Origin of the sequence: Trinickia dinghuensis (genome assembly GCF_003367175.1) — a bacterium.
Classification (GTDB): Bacteria; Pseudomonadota; Gammaproteobacteria; order Burkholderiales; family Burkholderiaceae; genus Trinickia; species Trinickia dinghuensis.
Genome location: NZ_QRGA01000001.1, coordinates 482892 through 504959 on the forward strand (window position 1 = coordinate 482892; position 22068 = coordinate 504959).

A 22068-nucleotide genomic window follows, 5' to 3' on the forward strand; every position below is an offset into this window, starting at 1 on the left:
TTCAGCGCTATTTGATCGACTGAATCTGCGCCTGACTCAACTCCCAGATGTGCGGCGGCAGCGGAATGAAGTGCGCCGCCGTCAGCCAAGCCGCGTTATCTTCGGATGGCACGATCGTCCAGAGCAGGAAGCGGCGGATCGCAGCGGCCATTGCGGGATCGTGCTGTTTCGTCGACACCACCGCGTACTCGTAATTCACGAGCGGATAGGAGCCGCTCGCGGGCGCGAACACCAGCGTCAAGCGCTCGTCGGACGGCGTGCGGGCGCCAAGCGAAGCCGCACCCGCCATGATCGAATCGGTCGTAGGGAGAACGAATTCGCCTGCCCCGTTCTTCAAGGCCACCGTCCCGATCTTCGCTTGGGCGACGCTGTCGCGATAGCTGACCCCGACATAGCCGATCGAATACGCCGTCGACGCAATCGCCTTCACCATCCCCGCATTGCCTACTGCGGTCGTGCTGCCGGGCACGCTGGGCCACGAGATCGTCGTGCCGTATCCATGATCGCTTTCCCACGAAGGGGTCGAGAACGTCAGGAACTGTGTGAAGACGAAGGTATCGCCGGACCCTTCCGCGCGCCGGATCGGCACGATCGCGTGATGCGGCAGCGACACGCCAGGATTGAGCGCCGCGATTTGCGGCGCATCCCAAGAGCGCACGGCCCCCGAATACATTCCGGCGAGCGTCGGACCATCGAGCTTCAGATGAAGCGCGTTCAAGCCCGGGACGTTGTAATTGATCGTTTGGGCGGCGATCGCCAACGGCACGTTGATGATCTGCGGATGTTGCCGAATGTCCGCATCCGACATATAGGCATCCGAAGCACCGATATTCACGGCCCCCGCGATCACTTGCTGAATGCCCGCCTCGGAACCGGTGGCGCCGAGATTGACGTGCACCCCGGGATGCGACTTCGTATATTGCGCAACCCACGTCGTGAACATCGGATACAAGAGCGTCGAGCCCGTCTCGTTGAGCGTCGTCTCTTGCGCGAAGCCGGACACACTAGTCAGCATGGCTAGCGCAGCCATGCCGAGCGTCGCCCCTGCGAACTTGCGCCAACGTAGCCGGGAAGCCCGGCTTTCGTGCGGGTAAGCCATGCGAGTCTCCATCCCCTTTGGGGAAACCGTTGCTTCGATTGCGTACCTGAGTGTCCACGCACCCGTGTACCTGACGGCGAGCGCCGACGCTCACCGGCCGATCTCGTCCAGGTTCACGCCATTGGTTTCGATACGGAACATCCAGGTCACGACCGCGCCGAGGATCGACGTGGCCGCGAGGATATAAAGCAGCGGGCCGGTACCGATGCTGACAAGCAGGATCGGGAATAAAAACGCGGTGGCGACCGCGCCGATCTTGCCCACCGCCGCCGCGAATCCGGCGCCCGCCCCGCGGATCGCGGTCGGGAAGACCTCCCCGGCAATCAGGTAGGTCTGCGCGTTCGGCCCGAGGTTGGTCATGAAGTTGAAGAGCATGAAGCCCACGAAGATCACAGCGGTTTTCGCGGTGCCGTCCAGGCTGCCGGAGACCGACGCGATCAGCAGCCCGGCAGCACAGCCCACGAACCCGATCACCTGCAGCCAGATCCGCCCGAACTTATCCGCCAACGCGACCGCGAAGAGGATGCCGACGATCAGCAACGCCGTGATCAGCGCGGCGCCTTTCGCGGCCAGGATGTCGTTCAGAATCAGATCGGAGATGCTGCGCACGTGATCCGCCTTGGCGCCGAACGCCGTGGCGAGAATCGTCGGCGTGAAGATGCCGATCCCATACGTACCCAGATCCTGCAGGAACCAGGGGACCGAAGCGAAGATCGTCGCACGCAGGTTTTTCCGTTCGAACAGCGCGAGAAAGCCGCCCTTCTGGTGCTCGCCTTTGCCGACCACGACGAATTCGCGTGCCAGCACGATCTCGGCCGGGTACTGCGGGGAACGAACCAGCAGCCGGCGCGCGGCCAGCTCCGCGCGGTCGGTCGCGCCGCGCACGTGCAGCCAGTTCGGGCTTTCCGTAATGAAGAAGCGCCCGATGGTGACCAGCAATGCCGGGAAAATCGCCGTGCCGTACATCCAGCGCCACGCGTCGAGCGTCGGCACCGTCGACAGCACCAGAAAACCGACCCCGGTTCCCGCCAGCGCGCCCACGGCCTGAAACGCGAACGCCGCCAGCACCAGCTTGCCCCGGCTCGTGCTCGGAATGCTTTCGGAGATGATCATGTGGGCGGTCGGATAGTCGCAGCCGAGCGCCACGCCCAAACCGAACAGGCACACCACGAGCGAGACGAAATTGGTGCAGAACACCAGCAGCACGAGAAACGCGACGAAGATGATCATCTCGACGATGAACATCCGTTTGCGCCCGAAGTGATCGGACATGCCGCCCAAGCCCACCGCGCCGACGAGAATGCCGCAAAGGCTCGCGGCGCTGATGAAACCGTTCTGTGCCGCCCCGATGCCGAACTCGCGCGAGATCAGCGGCAATGCCACCCCTGTCATGAAGACGACGAAGCCCTCGAAGAACTTACCGGCTGCCGCGAGCGACCAGATGCGCCACTGCATACCCGTCATCGGGATGGAGGGAAGCCGCGTACCGTCCGGCCACATCGGCCGCTCGTCGATGTAATCCTGAACCGACCTGAGCGCCGCTTTCTCCAAGTCGTCCGTCGCCGCCATTTCGTGCATGCGAAACCTCCTCGTCAGGTGATGGCCGCTGCCCCGGCCCTCTTTGTGACGGGATGGTGTCGCTGGACGATGTCGCGCGGATGACAGGGCCTCAGGAAGTCGTTTCGTTCCTGCCAGCCCGGTCGCCTATCTCACGCGGCCCTGCGCGCCTCGGCGATCCGTTGCGGCGCCTCAGGCCGTGCATACAGGCGTTCGAGGTACGCCTTCAAACGCGGAAACGTGTCGACCAAGCCTTTCTCATTGGCCCAATCGATCAGATAGACCGTTACGCAGTCGGCGGCCGTCAGCTTGTCGCCTACGATGAACTGGCGCCCATCGAGATGTTCCTCGAGAATCGCCGCCATGCTGCGGAAATCGGCTTGCGCGAGTTCGATGTCGGCCGGAAGACGCTTGTCGGGCGGGTAGAGGAATGAGTGCCGGGTGATTCTCCAGAGCGGCTGTTCGAGTTCCGTCACCGCGAACATGATCCAGCGGTAGACCTGCGCACGCTCCTCGAGACCGGCGGGCATCAATGCCTTCTCCGGATATTTTTCCGCGAGGTACAGCACGATCGCCGCCGATTCCGGAATGACGCGGTCGCCGTCGATCAGCACGGGGACCTTTCCTGCCGGATTGATACGGAGGAATTCGGGCCGACTATGCTCGCCTTCGAGCAGGTTGACCGAGACAAATTCAAAATCGGCGTCGACTTCCTTCAGCCCCCAAAGCGCGCGCTGCGAACGGGTTCCAGCAAATCCGTATAGCTTCATGACGATCCTCCGAGTACGTGATACGTGAATACGTAGAAGAAATCTCTCGCTTGTTCGACGGCTACCGCATCGGCGCCTCGTGGTACCCGCAGTCTCGTTCGTTCGAACCAAAGCGAGAACTAGAGTCAAGCGCCGGTCCTTGACAATATAGGTTGATACCAACATAATTGCAACATGGCACGCGTGAAGAATCTCCCTTTCGAAACGACGTTGATGGTGCGCGATTGCTGCCTGTGTCTTCATATGCAACGGGCGGCACGAAACCTTGCGCGAATTTTCGACGATGTCTTACGCCCGCTCGATCTCACGAACGGGCAGTTTTCGCTGCTGATGTCGCTGAACCGGCCGCATCCCCCGGCAATGAAGGACGTGTCGTCGCTGCTCGCGATGGATCGCACCACGCTGACGGCCGCCCTCAAACCGCTCGAGCGGCGAGGTTTGGTCTTGATCGAGCAGGATCCGAACGACAAGCGCAGCCGCTTGCTCAGCCTGACGCCCGCCGGTCATCGATTGCTGGCCGAAGCATTCCCGTTGTGGCAGCAGACACATGCGGAAATCGAAAAACCGTTCGCCCCGGGCGAGATCGACCGGTTGCGCGATCAGTTGCGCGCGCTGTCGTAACCGGTAACCGCACGCGAGCGGCAAAGCCTAACCGCCCCCTACTTCAACTAGACACATATCCGAGTGCGCACCGAAAGGCCCGAGGCCCGAGGCTCGCGGCGCCGCCGGGCAAGGATGTTGCGGCAATCAAATGAATTTCGGCGTGTCGCCGCTTTCGCGTAAACTGCCGCAGGTCCCCGTTCGCTGTTGCGTCTATCCGTGGCGACGGTCGAAGCTCCCATCATGGAAGGAGACGTCGCGCATGCTCGCAGTGTCAGAGCCGGACAGCAACAGCAGCACCCTCGAACCACCCGCGACCGCACCCGTGCGCGATCTGCGCCGTGTACCGATCCATGCCGATCACTGGTATCCGCTGGCTTGGTCGAAGGAGGTCAAGCGGGGCAGGACCCTTGGGGTGCACTTCGCCGGCGACCCAATTGTCCTGGCACGTTCCGAATCGGGCACCGTATTCGCGCTGGAAGATCGTTGCGCGCATCGCCAGGTGCCGCTGCATGCGGGCGTGGTGGACGGCGAGTCCATCCGGTGCGGGTATCACGGCTGGACTTACGACTGCACCGGCCGCTGCATCGATGTGCCCTACCTCGGGCGCGAACGCTTGCCCAACGGCGTGCGTTCCTATCCCTGCCGCGAGATGTACGGTTTGATCTTCGTTTTTCCCGGCGACGCGGCACTTGCCGAAGAGCGGCCGCTGCCTGACCTGCCGTCCGTGGAGGACAAGGCGTACAAAACGCGCCGCTTCGGACGCGAGGTCAAGTGCCACTACTCCTTCATGCACGAGAACCTGATGGACATGAACCATCAGTTCCTGCATCGGCGGCAGATGGGGCAAATGCGTGCGCGTTCGCTGGGCCGCCGGCGCGGTGAGGATTGGGTGGAAGTGGACTACACGTTCGCGCGCATGGAAGGCAAACAGCCTGTGGGCGAGGCGCTGGTGTTCGGCGCCAGCAAGAAGGACGGCGACCAGGACCACAAGGACGTGATGACGGTACGCACCGGCTATCCGTACCAAACCCTTCGGATCCTCTCGAGCGACGGCACGTTGGTGATGGATCTGTGGATCGTCTACGTGCCGCTGGATGCGGCACAGCGCACCAACCGCACGTTCGGCCTGCTTTCGATCCGCAGGCCCGGTATTCCGTTCGCGCTGGACTTGGCGTGGCCGCTGCTGGTCTGGTTCACCGAACGCATCTTCAAGGAAGACCGCTGGATCGTCGAGCAGGAGCAAGAGGCTCACGACAAACAGGGCGCCGACTGGAACCACGAAGTGTTTCCGGTCATCAATGAGTTGCGGGACCTGCTGCGCAACTGCGGCGGCCGCACCGTGATCCCGATCCACAAGGCGGGCGGTACGGCCTGATGGCCCCGGCTATTTCCCGTTCAAGCCCTGGTCCGATCCCACGCCGGTCACGAAGTCCCAGCCTGGGCCCGCTCGGTTGCTGCCGGCCTTGCCGGACGTGATGTCCCGGAAGTCCAGCGCGTTGCCGAGGTTACCGTAGATCGTGGTGAGTTCGCTGGTGCTGCTCGGATGAAACTTCCCGGCGGAATTGACGATCCCGGCAAGCGAAGGTGAGGCGACACTGGTGCCGCCGAACACCATCCAGCCGCTGTAACCCTGGCACGACGTGGTGTCGTATACGGACACGCCGGAATTCGGATCGGCGTCGAACGAGAAATCCGGCGCACCGCGCCGAGTGCCGACGATCCTGGAGATAGCTTTTTGCCAAGCGGGGCGGGGCTCGTATTTGCTGGCGCCGCCGCCGCTGCCGCTCCAGCCCGTTTCGCTCAGGAATTGGCCCGTTGTGCTGCGGTTGATCGTGGTGCCGCCCGCCGATACGACGTCGGGCGAAACGCTCGGATAGATGTTCACGCCGCCGGTGTCGCCGGCGGAGGCGAAGAACACGACGGTCGCGCCCGTGGGGTTGAAGTGACTGTCGTAGAACGATTCGGATGCGAACTCGCTGCCACCCCAACTCATCGACACCTCGCCACCCGCGCCGCTCTGCTTGATCGTGTTGACCGCTACGTCGACAGCCGCGAACAGGTCGCTGAAGCTGCTGCTCGCGGCCTCGACCAGCACGATATTGGCGTGCGGCGCCATCGCGTGCGCCCATTCGATGTCCAGTGCAGCCTCTTGGCCCCAGCCGCAATTCAACTGCGGCTGGCTGCCGCTCGCGTAAATTCTCTGGAAGTTGAAGCACTGCGCGGCGCCCGAACTGCAGGTCTGAGGCAGGCCGAAAGTACTGGAGAACGTGTTCAGATCGCTTTCCGCCGTGGGGTAGTCATAGGCATCGACGAGAACGATCGTGCCGCTTCCCGTTCCTGACGTGGACGGATCCGGCAGGGCGTAGACCTGGGTTGTGATGGAATGCGGCGTTTCGCCGGACGGCGCGGTGCCGACACTTTGCGCCTTGTCGTGCAGCAAGACGAGATGATTGGTGTGAGCTTTGCGGCCAACGTCGCCGGGATGCTCGACGGTCGAGTCGGGGATGAGGACCGTGCCGGAAGCGGGCGGATCCGCCCAGGCGGATGGGCCGCACAATGCTGCGGTCAAAAGCATTGGGGCACAGGCGTACGATACGGGTCGTTTCATCACGGTCGCTCCTTCCTCGCAGGAATGTCGCGTACACGCTAGTCGAGGTATCGAACTCGTTCTGTTGGCTGGGAAACGCTCATGGGCGAGGAGGCAACCCTTTCTTGCCGGGGATTGAACTCCGGTGCTTTTTCGATGCATAGGTCGTCGTACTCACGCATCATCTTCTTGTCGATGATCTTCACACGATGCAAGCCAGAAGCTGCGTTGTACATCGCTTCCGATACATCGCTTCTGAAACGGGTCTTAGCCATCGCAAATCTCCATCAGTTCCCCCAGCGCCAGCATCCTTTCGATGTCGGGGTTCTTTGCCTTACCGAAATCACGAGCAAGCTCCTTGAAATCGCGTAGCACGCGATTCTGTACGCTGTGCGCAAGATCGTCGCAACAGGTAGTTCGTTTCAGGCATAGTATTGCGGCACTCGCGGCGAAGCCGCCTGCGATCGCATAGGCCAAAATTCATCGAAACCCATCGAACCCATTGCTCGATAACTGGAGGTAAGCGTGGTACTGGAAATGGCTCACATCGAAGTGCTCCCCGGAACGAACGAAGCATTCGAATCGAAAGTGAAAGAAGCACTCCCCTTGTTCGCACGCGCGAAAGGGTGCGGCGGTGCCCAATTGCATCGGATCGTCGAACATGAGGCCCGCTACGTCCTGATCGTTCGGTGGGAGACCGTCGAAGATCACATGGTCCACTTCCGGGAATCGGACGATTTTCAAGTGTGGCGCGGCTTGGTTGGCTCGTTTTTCGCCAAGCCTCCCGAGGTCGTTCATACCGAAGTGCGGGTGGAGTAAGCGCCTCGCGCCTCGCCCGATGAAATGCGGGCATCTCACCGGGCGGGTACGTCCCGCCCGATCATATCGGATGCGATGCTCGGCACCGGTGAACTCTGCGATCGAACTCCCGCCCCTTCGTTCTCGCCTTCCCCGTCGATCCGATAGAGTGCCGAGCGCATTTTCATCGGATCGTAGGCGTGCTCCCACTTCGCCACGACGACCGCGGCAACCGCATTGCCGATGATCGACGTCACGGCGCGCGCTTCGCCCATGAACCGGTCGATGCCGACGAGCAGCGCAATGGCACTGAGCGGCAGCACATGAACGCTCGACAACGTGGCGGCGAGCGCGACGAATCCGCCGCCCGGCACGCCGCTCATGCCCTTGGACGTAAACAACCCCATCAGAAGAATCGTCAATTCTTGCCCCAGCGTCAGCGGCGTATTCGTCGCCTGGGAAATGAAGATGACGGCCATCGTCAGATAGATGCATACGCCGTCGAGATTGAATGCGTAGCCGGTCGGAACGACCAAACCGACGACAGACTTCTCGCATCCCATCCGCTCGAGTTTCTCGAGCAACCGAGGCAGCGCGGGCTCCGCGCTTGCGGTGCCAAGCGTAATCAGCAGCTCCGTCCTCAGGTAGCCGAGAAACCGGAACACGTTGATGCCGCAAAGCTTCAACACCGCTCCAAGTGCGACGAAGACGAACAGAATGCACGTGATGTAGAACGCGAGCATGAGATGGCCGAGCGCGAGCAGGCTGCCGAGTCCGTACTTCGCCACCGTAAAAGCAATCGCGCCGAACGCGCCCACCGGCGCGAACTTCATCACATACCCGATCACGCCGAACATCGTATGCAGAAATTGATCGACGATGCTCACGAGAAGCGATGCGCGCTCGCCTGCATGAGCCAGTGCCAGACCGAACAACACGGCGATGAGCACGACCGGAAGAATATCGCCGTGCACGAATGCGCCGACAAAGCTCTCCGGGATAAGGTGCATGAAAAATTGACTGAGCGACTGCTCCTGCGCCACCTTGGCATAGCCCGCCACGGCCGATAGGTTCAGCGAATGCGGGTCGACGTTCATCCCGCGCCCCGGATTGATGAGATGCGCGACGATCAGACCGATCGCGAGCGCCGCCGTCGTGACGACTTCGAAGTAGATCATGGCCTTGAGGCCGACCCGCCCAACGGCTTTGATATCGCCCATCTTGGCGATGCCGGTCACGACCGTTGCGAAAACGATCGGCGCGACGAGCATCTTCACGAGCTTGATGAAGGCATCGCCGAGTACCTTCATATCCGTTCCGTGCGAAGGCTGGAGCGCGCCGAACGCGATTCCGAGCAACATACCGATCAGAACTTGGACATAGAGCGGCTTAATGGCCTTTCGTATCGAGATCCGCACGACTGTCTCCTTCGTGTGCGTTGTATGGGTGTATTCGCGGCGTCGCCGCGCCCGCCGAGCGTCTCGTGCTCAGGCCGCGAGGCGCGACTTCAATTTTTGGACTGCGCTGTCGGGTGTCGTCAGAACGGGCTTGGCAACGCGCTTCTCGACCTCGGTGCGAGCGCTCGTCATCGAAAACTGCGCGAAGCACAACACGTCGCCGCCGCGCTGCTTCGAACAGGCCTCCGCGACCAAGCGATCGTGAAGCGCTTCGTCCCCACGACGCAGTGCGTCTATCGCGCCAGGCACGAAACATCTGTCGACGACGATCGCGCGCTTCAACTGGTGGGCCCGTTCATGAAACTCTTGCTCGATCGGCGCAAGCGCCGGCTCGAACGTAGCGACCAGGCAGATCCTGTCGCCGAGCGCCAACGCTTCGTCGATCATCGCTTCGTTCGGCTTCAAGACCGGAACGCGGAATTGTTCCCGCGCGACTTCGATGGCGGGGCCGAACGCCGAGCAGGTGAACAACACACCGCCCGCGCCGGCATCGACGACGTAGCGTGCCAGGGACGCCACTCGCGGCGTCATTGCCTCGATCCGACCGCCCGCCGCCGCGAGGTCGGCGGTCAGCGACTCGTCGAGCACGTGATGAAGCATCGCTTCGGGCCAAAGCCGCGCGAAGCTCTCCGCGATAGGCGCCATCGCAAGCGCGGTGGCATGGATAAGACCGATGCGAGGACGACCCGACATGAACGGCGCAACTCCAAATTGTATTTAATCGCAATATAGTACATTTTTGCACGGAACAACGCCCGGGAAGACCCGAATCCGGGCGCTTCGCCGCAGCGCGCAGTCAGAGGAAGCGCGCCATGTCGGGAGCGTCCTTCCTTCGGGCACAGGACAATCCTTGGCACCAAGCTTCGGTTAGACTGTCGAGCATCATGAAAAGCGAGACAACAGGCGCGCTGGCCGACCAGGTCGCCGCCAAAATCATCGATATCGCGCGCACGCGTTCGCTGCCCGCCGGGGAGCATCTGCGCGAAGAGGCGCTGGCCGCCGAGCTTGGCCTGTCGCGCTCGCCGATTCGCCGGGGGCTGGCACTGCTCGCCCAGCACGGACTGGTCGTCAAAGAGCCGAACCGGGGCATTTTTCTCGCGGTCGATGCACATGGCATCGACATCGCGAAACTGCCGTTCGGCGTCGACCCGCACGAGGACCTCTATCTGCGTGTCTCGGACGAATGCCTCAGCGGCGAGATACCGGAGGAGTTCTACGAAGCCGAGCTGCTGCGGCGGCTGGACGTCCCGCGCGGGCAATTGCTGAAGGTGCTGACCCGGCTTGCCAATGAAGGCATGATCTCGCGCAAACCGGGACAGGGCTGGCGTATCAATCCGTTCCTGCACGATCGCGAGGCGCACATCCAAAGCTATCGCTTCCGGATGGCCATCGAACCCGCAGCACTGCTGGAGCCCACGTTCCGCATCGACAAGGCCGGCTTCGCGAAAGCCCGCAAAATCCAGACGGACATGCTCGAGGGCGACATCTTCAAGCTGCCGCGCTCGACGTTGTTCAAGAACGGGTCCGATTTCCACGAGATGCTCGTGCGCTGTTCGGGCAACCGCTTTTTCATCGAAGCACTCGAGCGCCAGAATCAGCTGCGCAGATTCATGGAATACAAGGCCGCAACGGACCGGACGCGCCTGATCCGGCAGTGCCAAGAACATCTCGAGATGCTCGATCTCATCGAGAGCGGAAGCCGCGATCACGCGGCCGCGTTCATGCGCAAGCACCTCGACGTCGTCAGCAAGATCAAGGCGCGCGCCGAAGAAAAGGAAGCGCAGGAAGCCGCTGCGCGCACGGCCCCGGAAGCGCACCTCTAGCCCGACTCTCAATAGCCTGACATCCTATCGTCAGGGGCCGGCCCGACAGCGGCTCTCTGACGATTTGCCCCCCCCGCGTCTTTCGCGCGCCCACAACCCACCCTATTTCGACGGCATCCCGAAAGTCGGGTATACGCGGGTGCCAAGCACATACATCTTCGTCGTAAATTGTATCTTGTTGATATAAAGTACATTATGAGATTGAGGCAAAGACGGCTACGTGCCGGCAGATGAAACTTCGATGAAGTCCCTGCCTGCACGTCGAATCAGCCTCTCTTTCGCGATCTTCATTGTTTTTTATATCAACATAGTACAAATCACAACGACAAACGGAGACGTTTAGATGAAGCAGTTAGTGATGGGGTTGAGCGCCGCGGCCGGATGCTTGTTGGCGACGAGCGCCTTTGCCCAAAGCAGTGTGACGCTGTACGGAATCATCGATGTGGGGGTTCAGTACGCGAGCAACGCCGGTGGGCATGCCCAAACGCAAGAAACGAGCGGCATGTTCAACGGCAACCGATTCGGCTTGCGCGGCGACGAAGACCTGGGCAGCAACTGGCACGCTCTGTTCCAACTCGAGAACGGGTTCAACGGCAACAACGGCACATTCGGGCAGGGAACGAGTGCTTCCGGCTCGACGGCAGCCGTCACTCGGCTGTTCGGCCGCATGGCGTGGGTCGGGCTCAAATCGCCGTGGGCCACGTTGAGCTTGGGCCGTCAGTACGACTTCATGTACGACTTCGCGCCGATCGCGGTATCGAACTACGTCGGCTCGTTCATGCATCGTCCCGGAACCGCGAATGCGCTGCTCGGCAACAACGGCAGCACGGCCGACCTCGACCGCGTCGGCGGTGCGCGCGTCGACAATTCGGCCAAACTCACGAGCACAGCCGTCGGGGGCTTCACGCTCGGCGCACTCTATGGCTTCGGAGGCCAAGCCGGCGCGTTCTCCAACGGCACCACGCAGAGCTTCGGGCTCAAGTACCAACACGGCGGCCTGCTCGCGAACGCCGTCTGGACGAACCTGAAGGAAAGCAACGCGCTGAGCAGCTATCGCACGTATGGAGCCGGCGCACGCTATCAGTTCGGCCCGATGCGCGTGTCGGCGCTCTACACGAATTCCACCTGGACCGCGACGGGCGACCGCGTCGATACGATCGAGTTCGGCGCGCAGTACCTGATCACGCCGGCATTCTCGGTTGCGGCGGGGTACTTCTACTCCAAGCCGAACGACGAAAAGAAGAACGTGATCCTGCAAGGCACGCGCAATCAAGTCGGCTTCACGACGACCTACTCGCTGTCGAAGGCGACGAGCGTCTACGCGACGGTCGACTACCAGCGCGCCAAGCACGGCTACACCGCGCAGATCTACACCCTCTCGCCGGCGAACACCGACCATCAAACGATGGTCGGCGTGGGCTTGCAGCACTTCTTCTGATTCCGGAGCGGCCAATGAACATGAAACCCGACATTCACGTGCGGACGATGGGCAAGGTGTCGAGACGCTTGATTCCCTTCATGATCGCGATGTTCTTCGTCAACTTTCTCGATCGCGTCAACATCGGCTTTGCCGCGCTGCAAATGAACAAGGACCTGGGCCTCTCGCCCAGCGCCTATGGATTCGCCGCAGGCATCCTGTTCATTGGCTACGTCGCATTCGAGGTTCCGAGCAATCTGGTTCTGCAGCGCGTCGGCGCGCGCGTCTGGCTCGCCCGCATCATGATTACCTGGGGCATCCTCGCGACGCTCATGGCATTCGTCTTCAACGCGTCGTCGTTATATACGGTGCGCGCGCTGATCGGGATCGCGGAAGCGGGATTCTTTCCCGGGCTGCTCTTTTACATGATGGGCTGGTTTCCCGCGGAGGAAAGGGCAAAGGCCATCACGGTCTTCATGCTCGGCAATCCGATCTCGATCATCATCGGCGGCCCGCTCTCTACGGCGATCCTCCGGTATTCGCACCATTTCGGCGGCTTCGCGGGGTGGCAGTGGCTCTTCATCGCCGAAGGGGTGCCGGCCATCCTGCTCGGGATCCTCACGTTCGTCTGGCTGACCGAGCAACCGAAGGATGCCGGCTGGCTCGAACCGGAAGAGCGCGTGTGGCTAACCGAAAAGATCGCCGAAGAGACGCGCGCAAAAAAAGCGCTCTCTCGGGCGCCTGTCAGCCTGCGCGACGTGTTCGTCCACGGGCCGACGCTTGCCTTCGCGCTCTCGAAGTTCTGCGTGCTCTTGTCGTTCTTCGGCATCACGCTGTGGCTCCCGCAGATCGTGAAAAGCTTCGGCAACCTCGACACGTTTCAGATCGGATTCGCCTCAGCCCTGCCGTATGTATTCGCGGCCTTGGCGAGCATCGTCATCGGCCGGCACTCGGATAAGACCGGCGAGCGGAAGTGGCATATCGCCCTGCCCGCGTTCATCGGAGCAGCGGGCTTCGTGATCGCCAGCCTATCGGCGAACCCGTGGATCGCCATGGGCGCGCTCTGCGTTGCGGCAACCGGCCTGTGGGTGGCGAACACCGTCTTCTGGACCTTGCCGGCGAGCATGCTGGCCGGCGCCACCGCGGCCGTCGGCATCGCCTTCATCAATGCGTTCGGCAACCTAGGCGGCTTCGTCGGCCCCTATGTGACGGGCTGGATTCGGCAGGCAACGCACTCGTATGTCTGGGCGCTGGCCATGCTCGGCGGCTTCCTCGCGCTGAGCGGCATCATCGTCCTAATCGTCGGCCGATCGGACGCGGTGGGTAACGAACGGGCCGGGCAGCCCACCTCGCTGACCAAGCCACGGGCAAATTGAGCCGCCTCTAACTCTAGAATAAACCCCTAAATTGTACTAACATGCGATAAAGTACAATTTGATCGATGTTTTCCTCGGCGCGCGAGCTGCCGACTTTGTGGAGATTCTCTGATGCGTATCCTAGTGTTGCCGTGCGACGGCATTGGCCCCGAGATCACGGCCGCCTCGATGGCCGTCCTGCAGGCGGCGGACAAAAAATTCGGCCTCGATTTGTCGTTCGACTACGACGACGTCGGTTTCGTCAGTCTTGAAAAATACGGCACGACGCTGCGCGACGAAGTGCTGGAGAAGGCCAAAACCTACGACGGCGTCATTCTCGGCACGCAGTCTCATGCCGACTATCCCGCTCCGGAAAAAGGCGGCCGCAACGTATCGGCGGGCTTTCGCATCGGCCTCGATCTCTACGCGAACGTTCGACCGGCACGCACCCGCCCGTTCCTGACTTCGAACATGCGCGAAGGCAAGACGATGGACCTCGTGATCATGCGCGAGGCGACCGAAGGCTTCTACCCCGACCGCAACATGACCAAGGGCTGGGCGGAGCTGATGCCGAGCCCCGACATGGCCATCTCGATGCGCAAGATCACGCGCCATTGCAGCGAGCGGATCGCACGCCGCGCGTTCGAGCTCGCCATGAAGCGCAATAAGAAAGTCACGGCGATCCACAAGGCCAACAGCTTCCACATGACGGACGGGCTATTCCTCGAATGCGTTCGAGACGTTGCCAAGGATTTCCCGGAAGTGCAGGTGGACGATCTGCTCGTCGACGCATCGACCGCCCATTTGGTCCGTACGCCCGAGCGTTTCGACGTGCTCGTGGCGACCAATTTCTACGGCGACATCATCAGCGATCTGGCCAGCGAGCTTTCGGGCAGCCTGGGATTGGCCGGCTCGATGATGGCGAGCGACACGCATTGCTGCGCTCAGGCCCAGCACGGCTCGGCACCCGATATCGCCGGCCAGGACAAGGCCAATCCGGTGTCGATGATTCTGTCGGTCGCCATGCTGATCCAGTGGATGGGCGAACACCACGGCAACCCGTCGTTCGTCGAAGCCGGCAAGGCGATGGAAGCGGCCGTCGACAAGGTTCTCGAGCATCCGGCCATGCGCACGCCGGATTTGGGCGGCCGGTTCGGCTGCAAGGCATTCGGCGACGAAGTCGCTCGCGTGCTGGCGGGCTGACACCCTTCTCGGCGCGGGCGCCGCGTGCGCCCCGCGCCTTCATGCGGATCTACATCGATAAAAATCTAGGAGACAGCGAAATGGTCAACCGCAGGCAGATGCTGATCATGACGGGGGCAGCACTGGGCGCGTCGCTTACCGGGTTTCAGGACGTCATGGCAAAGGAATTGGGACATATGTCTCCCATCGGCTTCAAGGTACCGATCGGGGTGGTCGATTCACACTGTCACATCTTCAATCCGGAGAAGTTTCCCTATTCTCCGAAGCGGAAATACACGCCGCCGTCCGCGACCGTGCAGGACTTGCAGCGCTTTCACGCCGCGATCCATGTGCACCGGACCGTGTTCGTGCAACCGAGCGTCTACGGCACCGACAACGCGTGCCTGCTCGACGCGCTGCGCCAGGTCGGAAGCAACGCACGCGGGATCGCCGTGATCGATCGGACGTTCTCGAGCCAGCAGTTGGACGACTTGGCGGGTGCCGGCGTGGTCGGCGTGCGCATCAATCTCGAGGTTGGCAAGGACCGCAACTTGGACTTGGCCGTGACGCGCCTCGAGCAAACGGTCGAGACCTTGCGCGGCAAGCCGTTCATCATCCAAATCTATGCCGCGTTGCCGATTCTCGACGAGCTCGCGCCGCGCATCCAAGTTCAACCCCATCGAGTCGTCATCGATCACTTTGGTTTGGCGAAGGCGGCGGCCGGTCCGGAGCAGCCCGGCATGTCGGCCCTGGTTGCATTGATGGCATCGAAGAAGGCATTCGTCAAACTGTCCGGCCCTTATCAGATCTCGGCGAAGAAGCCCGGATATGCCGATACGATTCCGATCGGCCGGGCGCTCGTCGAAGCCTCGCCGGATCAGGTCATCTGGGGAAGCGATTGGCCGCATACGGGCGGCAGTTCCCGCCCGGCGAATGCAAAACCCACGGACATCGAGCCGTTTCGCGACGAGGACGAAGGACGCAACTTCACGCTCGTCAAGGACTGGGCACCCCAGGAAGCGCAACGACACAAGCTGCTCGTGGACAACGCCACGCGCCTGTTCGGCTTCTCGAAAGCCGCGGCGTAATTCGATCGGAGTGAACTCTTGAATAAGCCTTTACTCGGTTGCATCGCCGACGATTTCACGGGCGGCACCGATCTAGCCAGCACGCTCGTGCGCGGCGGGATGCGAACCGTTCAGACCATCGGTGTGCCGACGCAGGCCGGCGTGCCGGACGCCGACGCCATCGTAATCGCACTGAAGACCCGGACGGTCGATCCGAGAGAGGCCGTCAGCGAGTCGCTCGCCGCGTTGGAATGGTTAAGGCGCGCCGGCTGCGAGCAGTTCTTCTTCAAATACTGCTCGACCTTCGATTCGACGCCGAAGGGCAACATCGGCCCCGTGGCGGACGCGCTGGCCGATGCGCTCGGCGTCGACTTCGCGATCGCGTGTCCTGCCTTTCCCGAAAACGGCCGAACGATTTACAGGGGACATCTGTTCGTCGGCGACGCGCTGCTTAGCGAATCGGGCATGCGCAATCATCCGCTCACGCCGATGACCGAATCGAATCTTGTTCGCGTCCTGCAATGCCAGACGCGAGCCAAGGTCGGTTCGGTGATGCTGGACGTCGTTTCGAGCGGCCCCGGTTCGATTACCGGCAAGTTCGATGCCCTTCGCAAGGAGGGCGTGCAGTACGCGATCGTCGATGCGGTGACTGAGCGCGATCTGCTCGACATCGGCGTCGCGCTATCGGGCCATCGATTGATCACCGGTGGGTCCGGCATCGCCATGGGTCTTCCCGGCAACTTTCGCGCCGCCGGAAAGCTGACGGCGTCGATATCCACGGCAGCGGTCCTGCCAGCCATCATGGGGCGCAGCGTCGTCCTCTCGGGGAGCTGCTCAGTCGCGACGAACGCCCAGGTCGAACATTGGAAGCGCACTCGTCCGGCATTCCAGTTGGACACGTTGAAGCTGGCCGACGGCGACGGGCAAATCGAAGCGGCCATCGCCTGGGCCGCCGAGCGCGTCGGCGGCGAACCGGTTCTCGTCTACGGCAGTGCAATGCCGGATGTCGTCAAGTTTGCGCAGGAAAGGCTCGGCGTCGAGAAGGCGGGTGCGTTGATGGAACAGGCATTGGCCAAGATCGCCTGCGCCTTGGTGGAACAGCACGGCGTGCGCAAGCTCGTCGTCGCGGGCGGCGAGACTTCAGGCGCGGTCGTCAAGGCGCTCGATGTTCCGGCGCTGCGCATCGGCGCCCCGATCGATCCGGGTGTGCCGTGGACCATCGGCAGCGGCAAGCAGCCGTTGGCGCTCGCGCTCAAGTCGGGAAACTTCGGAACGATCGATTTCTTCGAGAAGGCCCTGAAGACGGCACCGTGATGCAGCCGCGAGGCGCCGCACAGTAAAGCCGCGCGCCAGGATGCTCAGGCGCGCGGCGTCTCGAGCATCCACTCCCTGTGCTTCAGAAGCGTTTGGCCGAGCACGTCGAAAGCCGCCCTCGGCAAATCGTGCAGTTGCTCGACGACGATGCTCGTCGGATAGAAGTCCCTGACCGCATCGGCGAGAACGCCCACGCCGACCAACTCCACTCCACGCTCCAGCAGTTCGTCGACGCGCAGGTGCAGATCGGTACGAAGTACGGCGGGATGGCCGTCGCCCGTCGCTGGGTAGCCGTCGGACAGCACCATCAAGATATGCCGGTGTGCGCGCCGCGCGAGCAGTCGTGCCGACGCCCAACTCAACGCTTCTCCGTCCGGATTCTCGTGGCCGCATTCGACGCAAGCCAAGCCACTGAGGTTGTCGGAATCGAAGCGCTTGTAGATCTGCAGATCGAGCCGCTCGACGAAGCGGTTATAGCCGCGCGGCGTGTTGCCGTTTGCCAACCATCGCTGGTGGTACTCGCGCATCGCCTCGTCCTCTATCGAGCTATAGCCGAGCACTTCGAAAGGAAAATCCAGCCGGCTCAACGCATCGCTGAGCGCGGCGGCGCACAGCTTGGCCAACTCGATTTTGTTGCCCGCCATCGAACCGCTGCGATCGATGAGCAGCGTCACGGCCGCATCGCGCCCGGGTCGGACACGTTTCGTCCGAAACGGCGTGCGGTACCCGGGCGACGTCGCGAGCCGCGCAAGCGAGGGACGATCCAGTTCGCCGCGCTCCTGTTCGCGCTTCCAGTGAGTTTGCTCGTCGGCTTTGAGCGCTCGCTCGAGCTTGGCCTTGAGCGATTCGGTCTGGGCGCGCGCCGCGCTTCTCAGCTTTCGCCAACCAACGGGATCTCCCTTGCCGGTCAAATCGGTTTCGACGTCGAATTGCGTCGTGATCGGCACGGACAACGTTGGGCGGCTGCCAAGAAACGAAGCGGAGGGATGCGCCGACGCTTCGCCGGCGGGCTGATCGGTGGCGTCGGATTCGGCTTGCGTTTGCGCTGGTGTTCCGCCGCTCGAAGAAGCAGCCGCATTCGACGTGGATGGGTCCTCCGCGGCTCCCGGATCGTCGAACGCCATCTCGCTCTCGATGACGGCAGCGTCGAGCGTGCTCTGAGGGCCGGCAGTGAACATCATGTTGTTCACGTTGCCGGCGGAAAGGCCTCGAATGCGCTGAACCAGATCGATTGCGATGCGAATGCTGTCGCCCGTCGAAGCCGTCATGCGCGCTCGATCGAGTAGATCGCCGCTCGCACCTAGCGCGGCATCGAGCGAGCGGCTCGATTCGGTTGCCGTCGGCGTTTCGTTCCAAAGGAAGCGTTCGACGCGCCACGTCAGCTTCTCCGCCCAACTGAGTTTCGTCCAGCGAACGCTCATGGCACGCGCCGTTTGCACGCGCGAATGCGAGAGAAACGAGGCAGCACCCGGGAAGATCTCCATGAGACGTTCGCACGCGCGCCGGTCTTCGATCGCTTGCGCGAGCCGACGTGCCGCCGACGCGTGCAAGCGATCGAGCGCATCGTAGTCGGAAAAGCGCGCACGCGCCGCCAGCAAGTCGACGTACCCGGTCATGGTCATGATCCGGATCGACGCATCGGCGCCCGACGCAATCTCCGGCAGCACGAACCGGTCCTCGCTCAGGTGCGGGTCATCGCCATCGTCCGCGATCACCACTTCGAGACGATCGCGCCCCGTCAGCGCCCGAGCGAGCCGCGACAGATACGCTAACGTGTCGTCGCCCGGTTCGATCGGTACCTCGCTCATCGCCCTACTCTTCGACGCCGATATGATGCTCGATGATGCTGCGGATCAACCGCGCATCCTCGGCGCTGACCTTCGAGTAGATGGTCGGCCCCGCCGCGGTTTCGGGGTCCTTCGTGCGAAGCATGAGGGCGGTCCAGTCGAGCAGCCGCCGCGTGGAAAACGCGCCCGCAAGGTCCTCGCGCATGAATGCCTCGCGGCACTCGGCGGCGATCGATGCCAAGGTGCGCGCCATCGCTTCCGAAATGCGCGGGCCGAAAGTACGCCGCAGCACCTGCGCTTCGTCTTCTCGCGAAAGGTAGTCGATGCGATAGACGCGCCAGCGATCGAGAAAGGCCTCGTTCATCACGTTGGCCCCTTGATAGAGATGACGATACTGCCCCATCGAGCCCACGGCGTTGGCCGTCGCGAAGAGCCGGAACGATGGATGAGGAGCGACGATCTCGTTGCCCTTTTCCTTCAGCAGCAAGCGGCCGCCCGGTTCGAGCACCGCCGTGAGCACGGCGAGAATAGCCGGCTCGGCGAAATCGACCTCGTCGACGATGAGCCATAGGCCCTCGCGCATTGCCGTGGGCAGCACGCCGTCGATCCATATCGTTTCGCCGCCCTTCACGGTCCAGAAACCAACGAAATCGCCGACGGTCGTTTGGCCGTTCATGTTGGAGCGCAGCACACCCTGATGAGTATGCGCGGCGATCTGTTCGATGAGACTGGTCTTGCCGGTGCCCGTGTGGCCGATCAGAAGGAGGCGGCGATTTTCGACGACGTCGCGCAGGATATCGTCCGAACGCGCGGCGAATAGATAGGCTGGGTTCTCCTCCGGCACGAGAGGACCACCCGCGCCGAGCGGCATGACGACTTGGCCAATGGCCGCCGTGCGGCCCGGCTTGCCCGCGTCGTGCTGCGCATGGGGTGGTCCTTCGCGCAAATCGCGCAGGAACGCAGACCCATTTGCAGAAGGCTTGTCGGGCGCCCCAGCGTCGTGCCGGACAAAACCTTCCCGCCGCCATTTCCGCAGCTTCGACTTGAGGTTGTCGAGATCCACCACCGTATCGATATGCACCTCGCCGCCGGCGAGCCGATGCTCGATCCGGTACAGCTGTGGGCGGTCGGATCGGCTCACGGCCCACTGACCGGCGGACCGATCCGTCGGATGACGATAGGCGCCGAGCAAATTCTGATCTTGGGCGGTATTTTCGGCTGTCGATTTCATGGCACGTTAGTCGATGCTAGGCTCATGCCCGTTGGCCGTGTATCACCAGCGGGCACCGAACGTATTGCGTAGTTCGTCGATCGCATCATCCGGCAGCGGCGTTGCCGAAGCGCCGAGCGACATCCACAAGGCCGCGGTTTCCTCGAGTTCTTCCAAGGCGAACGATGCGGCCGACACCGATCGTTCCCACACCACTGGGCCTAGTCGCTCAAGCAACACGGCTCGCACTTTCCCGGCAACCGCCGCTACTTGGTCGGCCACCTCCGGGGCGCCGGGCCGGCGATAGCCGATCAACGGCACGTGGCCCACTTTCATCACATAGTACGGTGTGATGGGCGGCAGCACATCATCGACGCTCCAGACACCCGCTAAAGTCAGCGCCACAAGATTCGTCGAATGCGTGTGGACCACGCCTCGGGTTTCGCTCGAACGCTCGTAGATCCGTCGATGAAGCGCCAGCGTTTTCGACGGCCGGCCGCCCGACACATGCTGGCCGTCTGGACCGACTTTGGCGATGTCATTCGGATCGAGCCGTCCGAGGCACGCGTCGGTCGGCGTAATGAGCCACCCATCGTCGAGGCGCGCGCTGATGTTGCCCGCACTGCCGACCGTGTATCGGCGAGCGTAAAGGCTCGCGCCGACTGTGCAGATCTCTTCGCGAATTTTAGATTCGGCAGTTCCCATGGATCCTCCGGGCAAACGCATGGCAAGACGAGCGGCGAGCGACGCGGCGATGTGCTCAACCGCAGCCGCGCCGCCACTCATCAGAATTGGCTTGCCTTAAATTGTACTCGTTTATCATAAAGTACAAAATGAAACTCATGCCCGGCATGACCTGGGGCTTGAACACGGTGCTTCCGCCAACGACTCCGGCTTCCTCTGTTCTACGGCTGGCGGGGTGCCGCAGTAATCGCTTGTGCTGCGCTCGAGCGCGCCGCAGCCTGGCCGCTAATCAATCGCTCGCCTTCTCGCGCGCGGCGTTGTGCAAATGCAGTTTCAGAAAGTCCGCGGCTGCCTCGCGCTGATCGGCAAGCAGCAGGTCGATCAACGTCAAATGCTCCCGGCAACGTCGCTCGGCTTGGTCGCGATCGACCGCCTTGCGATATTCCATCAGACGGCGCAGGCGGTCGAGCCGACGCAATCCTTCCAGAATGAATAGATTGCCCGAGCACGCCGCGATGGTTTCGTGAAGACGACTGTTCGCATCGAACAGCGCTGCCGGAGAGGCCGTGCGAACACCGCCGTTCACTAAAGCTTCCTGCTCGGCTCGGCAACGCAGCAATGCCTCGCGGTCGAGCCGGAACGTCGGCTCCATCACGCCGGCCGATTCGATCAGCAAGCGGTAGCGATAGCCCTGCCGATAGGTTTCCGCCGAAGTCAGCACCGGCAAGAACATCCATCCGTGCCCCGGCCGTCTTTCGATCCACCCTTCCTGCGCCATGCGCCGAAGGATCGCGTTCAACTGCGCGCGCGTCACACCATAGCGGCGGATCAACTCGTTCTCCGTGAAGCGATCCGCGAGCGTTCCGGCCAGTCGGTCCTCGGCGATCGCGAGGTAGGTTGCCTCGTCATCGTCGCCGTCATTGGACTCGTCGGCATCGACTGTCGCTTTCGACGCGGCCGCCGCCACCGCATACCCGCCATCGGGATGCGCGAAGACGATCTCTTGCGCCGCGAGACGCTTCAGCGCTTCGCGCACCGGTGAGCGAGACACGTTGAACTGCTCGGCCAGCATCCGCTCGGGCAGACGCGTGCCCGGCGCGATTCCGGACGTCGCGATGTGCTGATGAATGTTCGCCGCGAGAAGGTCGGCGAGAGGGCGGGCCATGTTGTGAGGGAAGTGGTGTCGTCCGCGTCGATATTAGCACAGGCATAGTTGGCACTTTATCGATTCAATATCCCTAATCACCCCGCCAGCCTCAGGCATCTCGAAGGGCTTCCAACGCCTCCTCTTTCCACATTCTTCGCGGCATTTCCCGATTCACCCCAGGATCGCAGACAAATACTCGTTTACCCTTGAT

The 22068-nt window shown here is 62.3% G+C and carries 21 protein-coding genes; 10 read left to right on the top strand and 11 right to left on the bottom strand.

The genetic code is table 11. From position 1 onward, the window contains the following. Window positions 1-7: 7 nt before the first annotated feature. Window positions 8-1099 (bottom strand): phosphate ABC transporter substrate-binding protein PstS, encoded by a 1092-nt coding sequence (pstS, locus tag DWV00_RS02120; protein ID WP_115531862.1) that lies wholly within the window; start codon window positions 1097-1099, stop codon window positions 8-10. Between the two features lie 90 nt (window positions 1100-1189). Beyond that, window positions 1190-2482, bottom strand: coding sequence for an MFS transporter (locus DWV00_RS02125; RefSeq protein ID WP_245964717.1), 1293 nt, complete (start codon window positions 2480-2482; stop codon window positions 1190-1192). Between DWV00_RS02125 and DWV00_RS34440 the strand changes: the two genes are divergently transcribed. Further along, window positions 2370-2618: a hypothetical protein gene (locus DWV00_RS34440; RefSeq protein ID WP_245964723.1), complete on the top strand. Its 249-nt coding sequence runs from the start codon at window positions 2370-2372 to the stop codon at window positions 2616-2618. The genes DWV00_RS02125 and DWV00_RS34440 overlap by 113 nt on opposite strands. Window positions 2619-2808: 190 nt before the next feature. On the opposite strand, the gene DWV00_RS02130 is transcribed toward DWV00_RS34440, so the two are convergent. Beyond that, complete coding sequence (locus DWV00_RS02130) at window positions 2809-3426, bottom strand: glutathione S-transferase family protein (RefSeq protein WP_115531863.1); 618 nt, start codon at window positions 3424-3426, stop codon at window positions 2809-2811. Window positions 3427-3600: 174 nt separating this feature from the next. Here DWV00_RS02130 and DWV00_RS02135 point away from each other — a divergent pair, with 174 nt between their 5' ends. Both DWV00_RS02135 and DWV00_RS02140 read left to right on the top strand, forming a co-directional pair. Beyond that, window positions 3601-4047, top strand: coding sequence for a MarR family winged helix-turn-helix transcriptional regulator (locus DWV00_RS02135; RefSeq protein ID WP_115531864.1), 447 nt, complete (start codon window positions 3601-3603; stop codon window positions 4045-4047). A 241-nt stretch (window positions 4048-4288) separates the two neighbouring features. Continuing rightward, window positions 4289-5404, top strand: a complete 1116-nt coding sequence (locus DWV00_RS02140) for an aromatic ring-hydroxylating oxygenase subunit alpha (RefSeq protein WP_115532230.1) — start codon at window positions 4289-4291, stop codon at window positions 5402-5404. Window positions 5405-5413: 9 nt separating this feature from the next. Here the strand turns inward: DWV00_RS02140 and DWV00_RS02145 are convergent, their stop codons facing one another. Together DWV00_RS02145 and DWV00_RS02150 are read right to left on the bottom strand one after the other, a co-directional pair. Further along, entirely contained in the window at window positions 5414-6637 is a 1224-nt protein-coding gene (locus DWV00_RS02145; RefSeq protein WP_147297817.1) for a S53 family peptidase, read from the bottom strand. Window positions 6638-6675: 38 nt separating this feature from the next. Then, window positions 6676-6891, bottom strand: coding sequence for a hypothetical protein (locus DWV00_RS02150; RefSeq protein WP_181885319.1), 216 nt, complete (start codon window positions 6889-6891; stop codon window positions 6676-6678). A gap of 250 nt (window positions 6892-7141) precedes the next feature. Between DWV00_RS02150 and DWV00_RS02160 the strand changes: the two genes are divergently transcribed. Beyond that, window positions 7142-7435: an antibiotic biosynthesis monooxygenase family protein gene (locus tag DWV00_RS02160; RefSeq protein WP_115531867.1), complete on the top strand. Its 294-nt coding sequence runs from the start codon at window positions 7142-7144 to the stop codon at window positions 7433-7435. A 35-nt stretch (window positions 7436-7470) separates the two neighbouring features. On the opposite strand, the gene dctA is transcribed toward DWV00_RS02160, so the two are convergent. Both dctA and DWV00_RS02170 read right to left on the bottom strand, forming a co-directional pair. Continuing rightward, complete coding sequence (gene dctA, locus DWV00_RS02165) at window positions 7471-8832, bottom strand: C4-dicarboxylate transporter DctA (protein WP_115531868.1); 1362 nt, start codon at window positions 8830-8832, stop codon at window positions 7471-7473. A gap of 69 nt (window positions 8833-8901) precedes the next feature. Then, complete coding sequence (locus tag DWV00_RS02170; RefSeq protein ID WP_115531869.1) at window positions 8902-9564, bottom strand: aspartate/glutamate racemase family protein; 663 nt, start codon at window positions 9562-9564, stop codon at window positions 8902-8904. 191 nt (window positions 9565-9755) lie between these two features. On the opposite strand from DWV00_RS02170, the gene DWV00_RS02175 reads away from it, so the two are divergent. From DWV00_RS02175 to otnK, 6 genes are all read left to right on the top strand, one after another. After that, window positions 9756-10694: a GntR family transcriptional regulator gene (locus DWV00_RS02175; RefSeq protein WP_115531870.1), complete on the top strand. Its 939-nt coding sequence runs from the start codon at window positions 9756-9758 to the stop codon at window positions 10692-10694. Between the two features lie 343 nt (window positions 10695-11037). Further along, window positions 11038-12132 (top strand): porin, encoded by a 1095-nt coding sequence (locus DWV00_RS02180; protein WP_115531871.1) that lies wholly within the window; start codon window positions 11038-11040, stop codon window positions 12130-12132. A 14-nt stretch (window positions 12133-12146) separates the two neighbouring features. Further along, on the top strand, window positions 12147-13487 hold the full coding sequence (locus DWV00_RS02185) for an MFS transporter (RefSeq protein WP_115531872.1): 1341 nt from the start codon (window positions 12147-12149) through the stop codon (window positions 13485-13487). A 111-nt stretch (window positions 13488-13598) separates the two neighbouring features. Continuing rightward, on the top strand, window positions 13599-14669 hold the full coding sequence (locus tag DWV00_RS02190) for an isocitrate/isopropylmalate dehydrogenase family protein (RefSeq protein WP_115531873.1): 1071 nt from the start codon (window positions 13599-13601) through the stop codon (window positions 14667-14669). A gap of 80 nt (window positions 14670-14749) precedes the next feature. Then, window positions 14750-15736, top strand: a complete 987-nt coding sequence (locus tag DWV00_RS02195; protein WP_181885320.1) for an amidohydrolase family protein — start codon at window positions 14750-14752, stop codon at window positions 15734-15736. Window positions 15737-15754: 18 nt separating this feature from the next. After that, entirely contained in the window at window positions 15755-17029 is a 1275-nt protein-coding gene (gene otnK, locus DWV00_RS02200) for a 3-oxo-tetronate kinase (protein ID WP_115531875.1), read from the top strand. A gap of 44 nt (window positions 17030-17073) precedes the next feature. Here otnK and DWV00_RS02205 read toward each other — a convergent pair whose 3' ends face one another. The 4 genes from DWV00_RS02205 to DWV00_RS02220 all read right to left on the bottom strand — a co-directional run bounded on the left by DWV00_RS02205 (window position 17074) and on the right by DWV00_RS02220 (window position 21875). Next, window positions 17074-18837 carry a cobaltochelatase CobT-related protein gene (locus DWV00_RS02205; protein ID WP_115531876.1) on the bottom strand — a complete coding sequence of 588 codons (1764 nt, stop codon included), beginning with the start codon at window positions 18835-18837 and terminating at the stop codon, window positions 17074-17076. Window positions 18838-18841: 4 nt separating this feature from the next. Further along, complete coding sequence (locus DWV00_RS02210) at window positions 18842-20047, bottom strand: AAA family ATPase (RefSeq protein ID WP_115531877.1); 1206 nt, start codon at window positions 20045-20047, stop codon at window positions 18842-18844. Window positions 20048-20089: 42 nt separating this feature from the next. After that, complete coding sequence (gene otnC / locus DWV00_RS02215; protein ID WP_115532231.1) at window positions 20090-20731, bottom strand: 3-oxo-tetronate 4-phosphate decarboxylase; 642 nt, start codon at window positions 20729-20731, stop codon at window positions 20090-20092. Window positions 20732-20999: 268 nt separating this feature from the next. After that, window positions 21000-21875 carry a GntR family transcriptional regulator gene (locus DWV00_RS02220; protein WP_115531878.1) on the bottom strand — a complete coding sequence of 292 codons (876 nt, stop codon included), beginning with the start codon at window positions 21873-21875 and terminating at the stop codon, window positions 21000-21002. Between the last annotated feature and the right edge of the window lie 193 nt (window positions 21876-22068).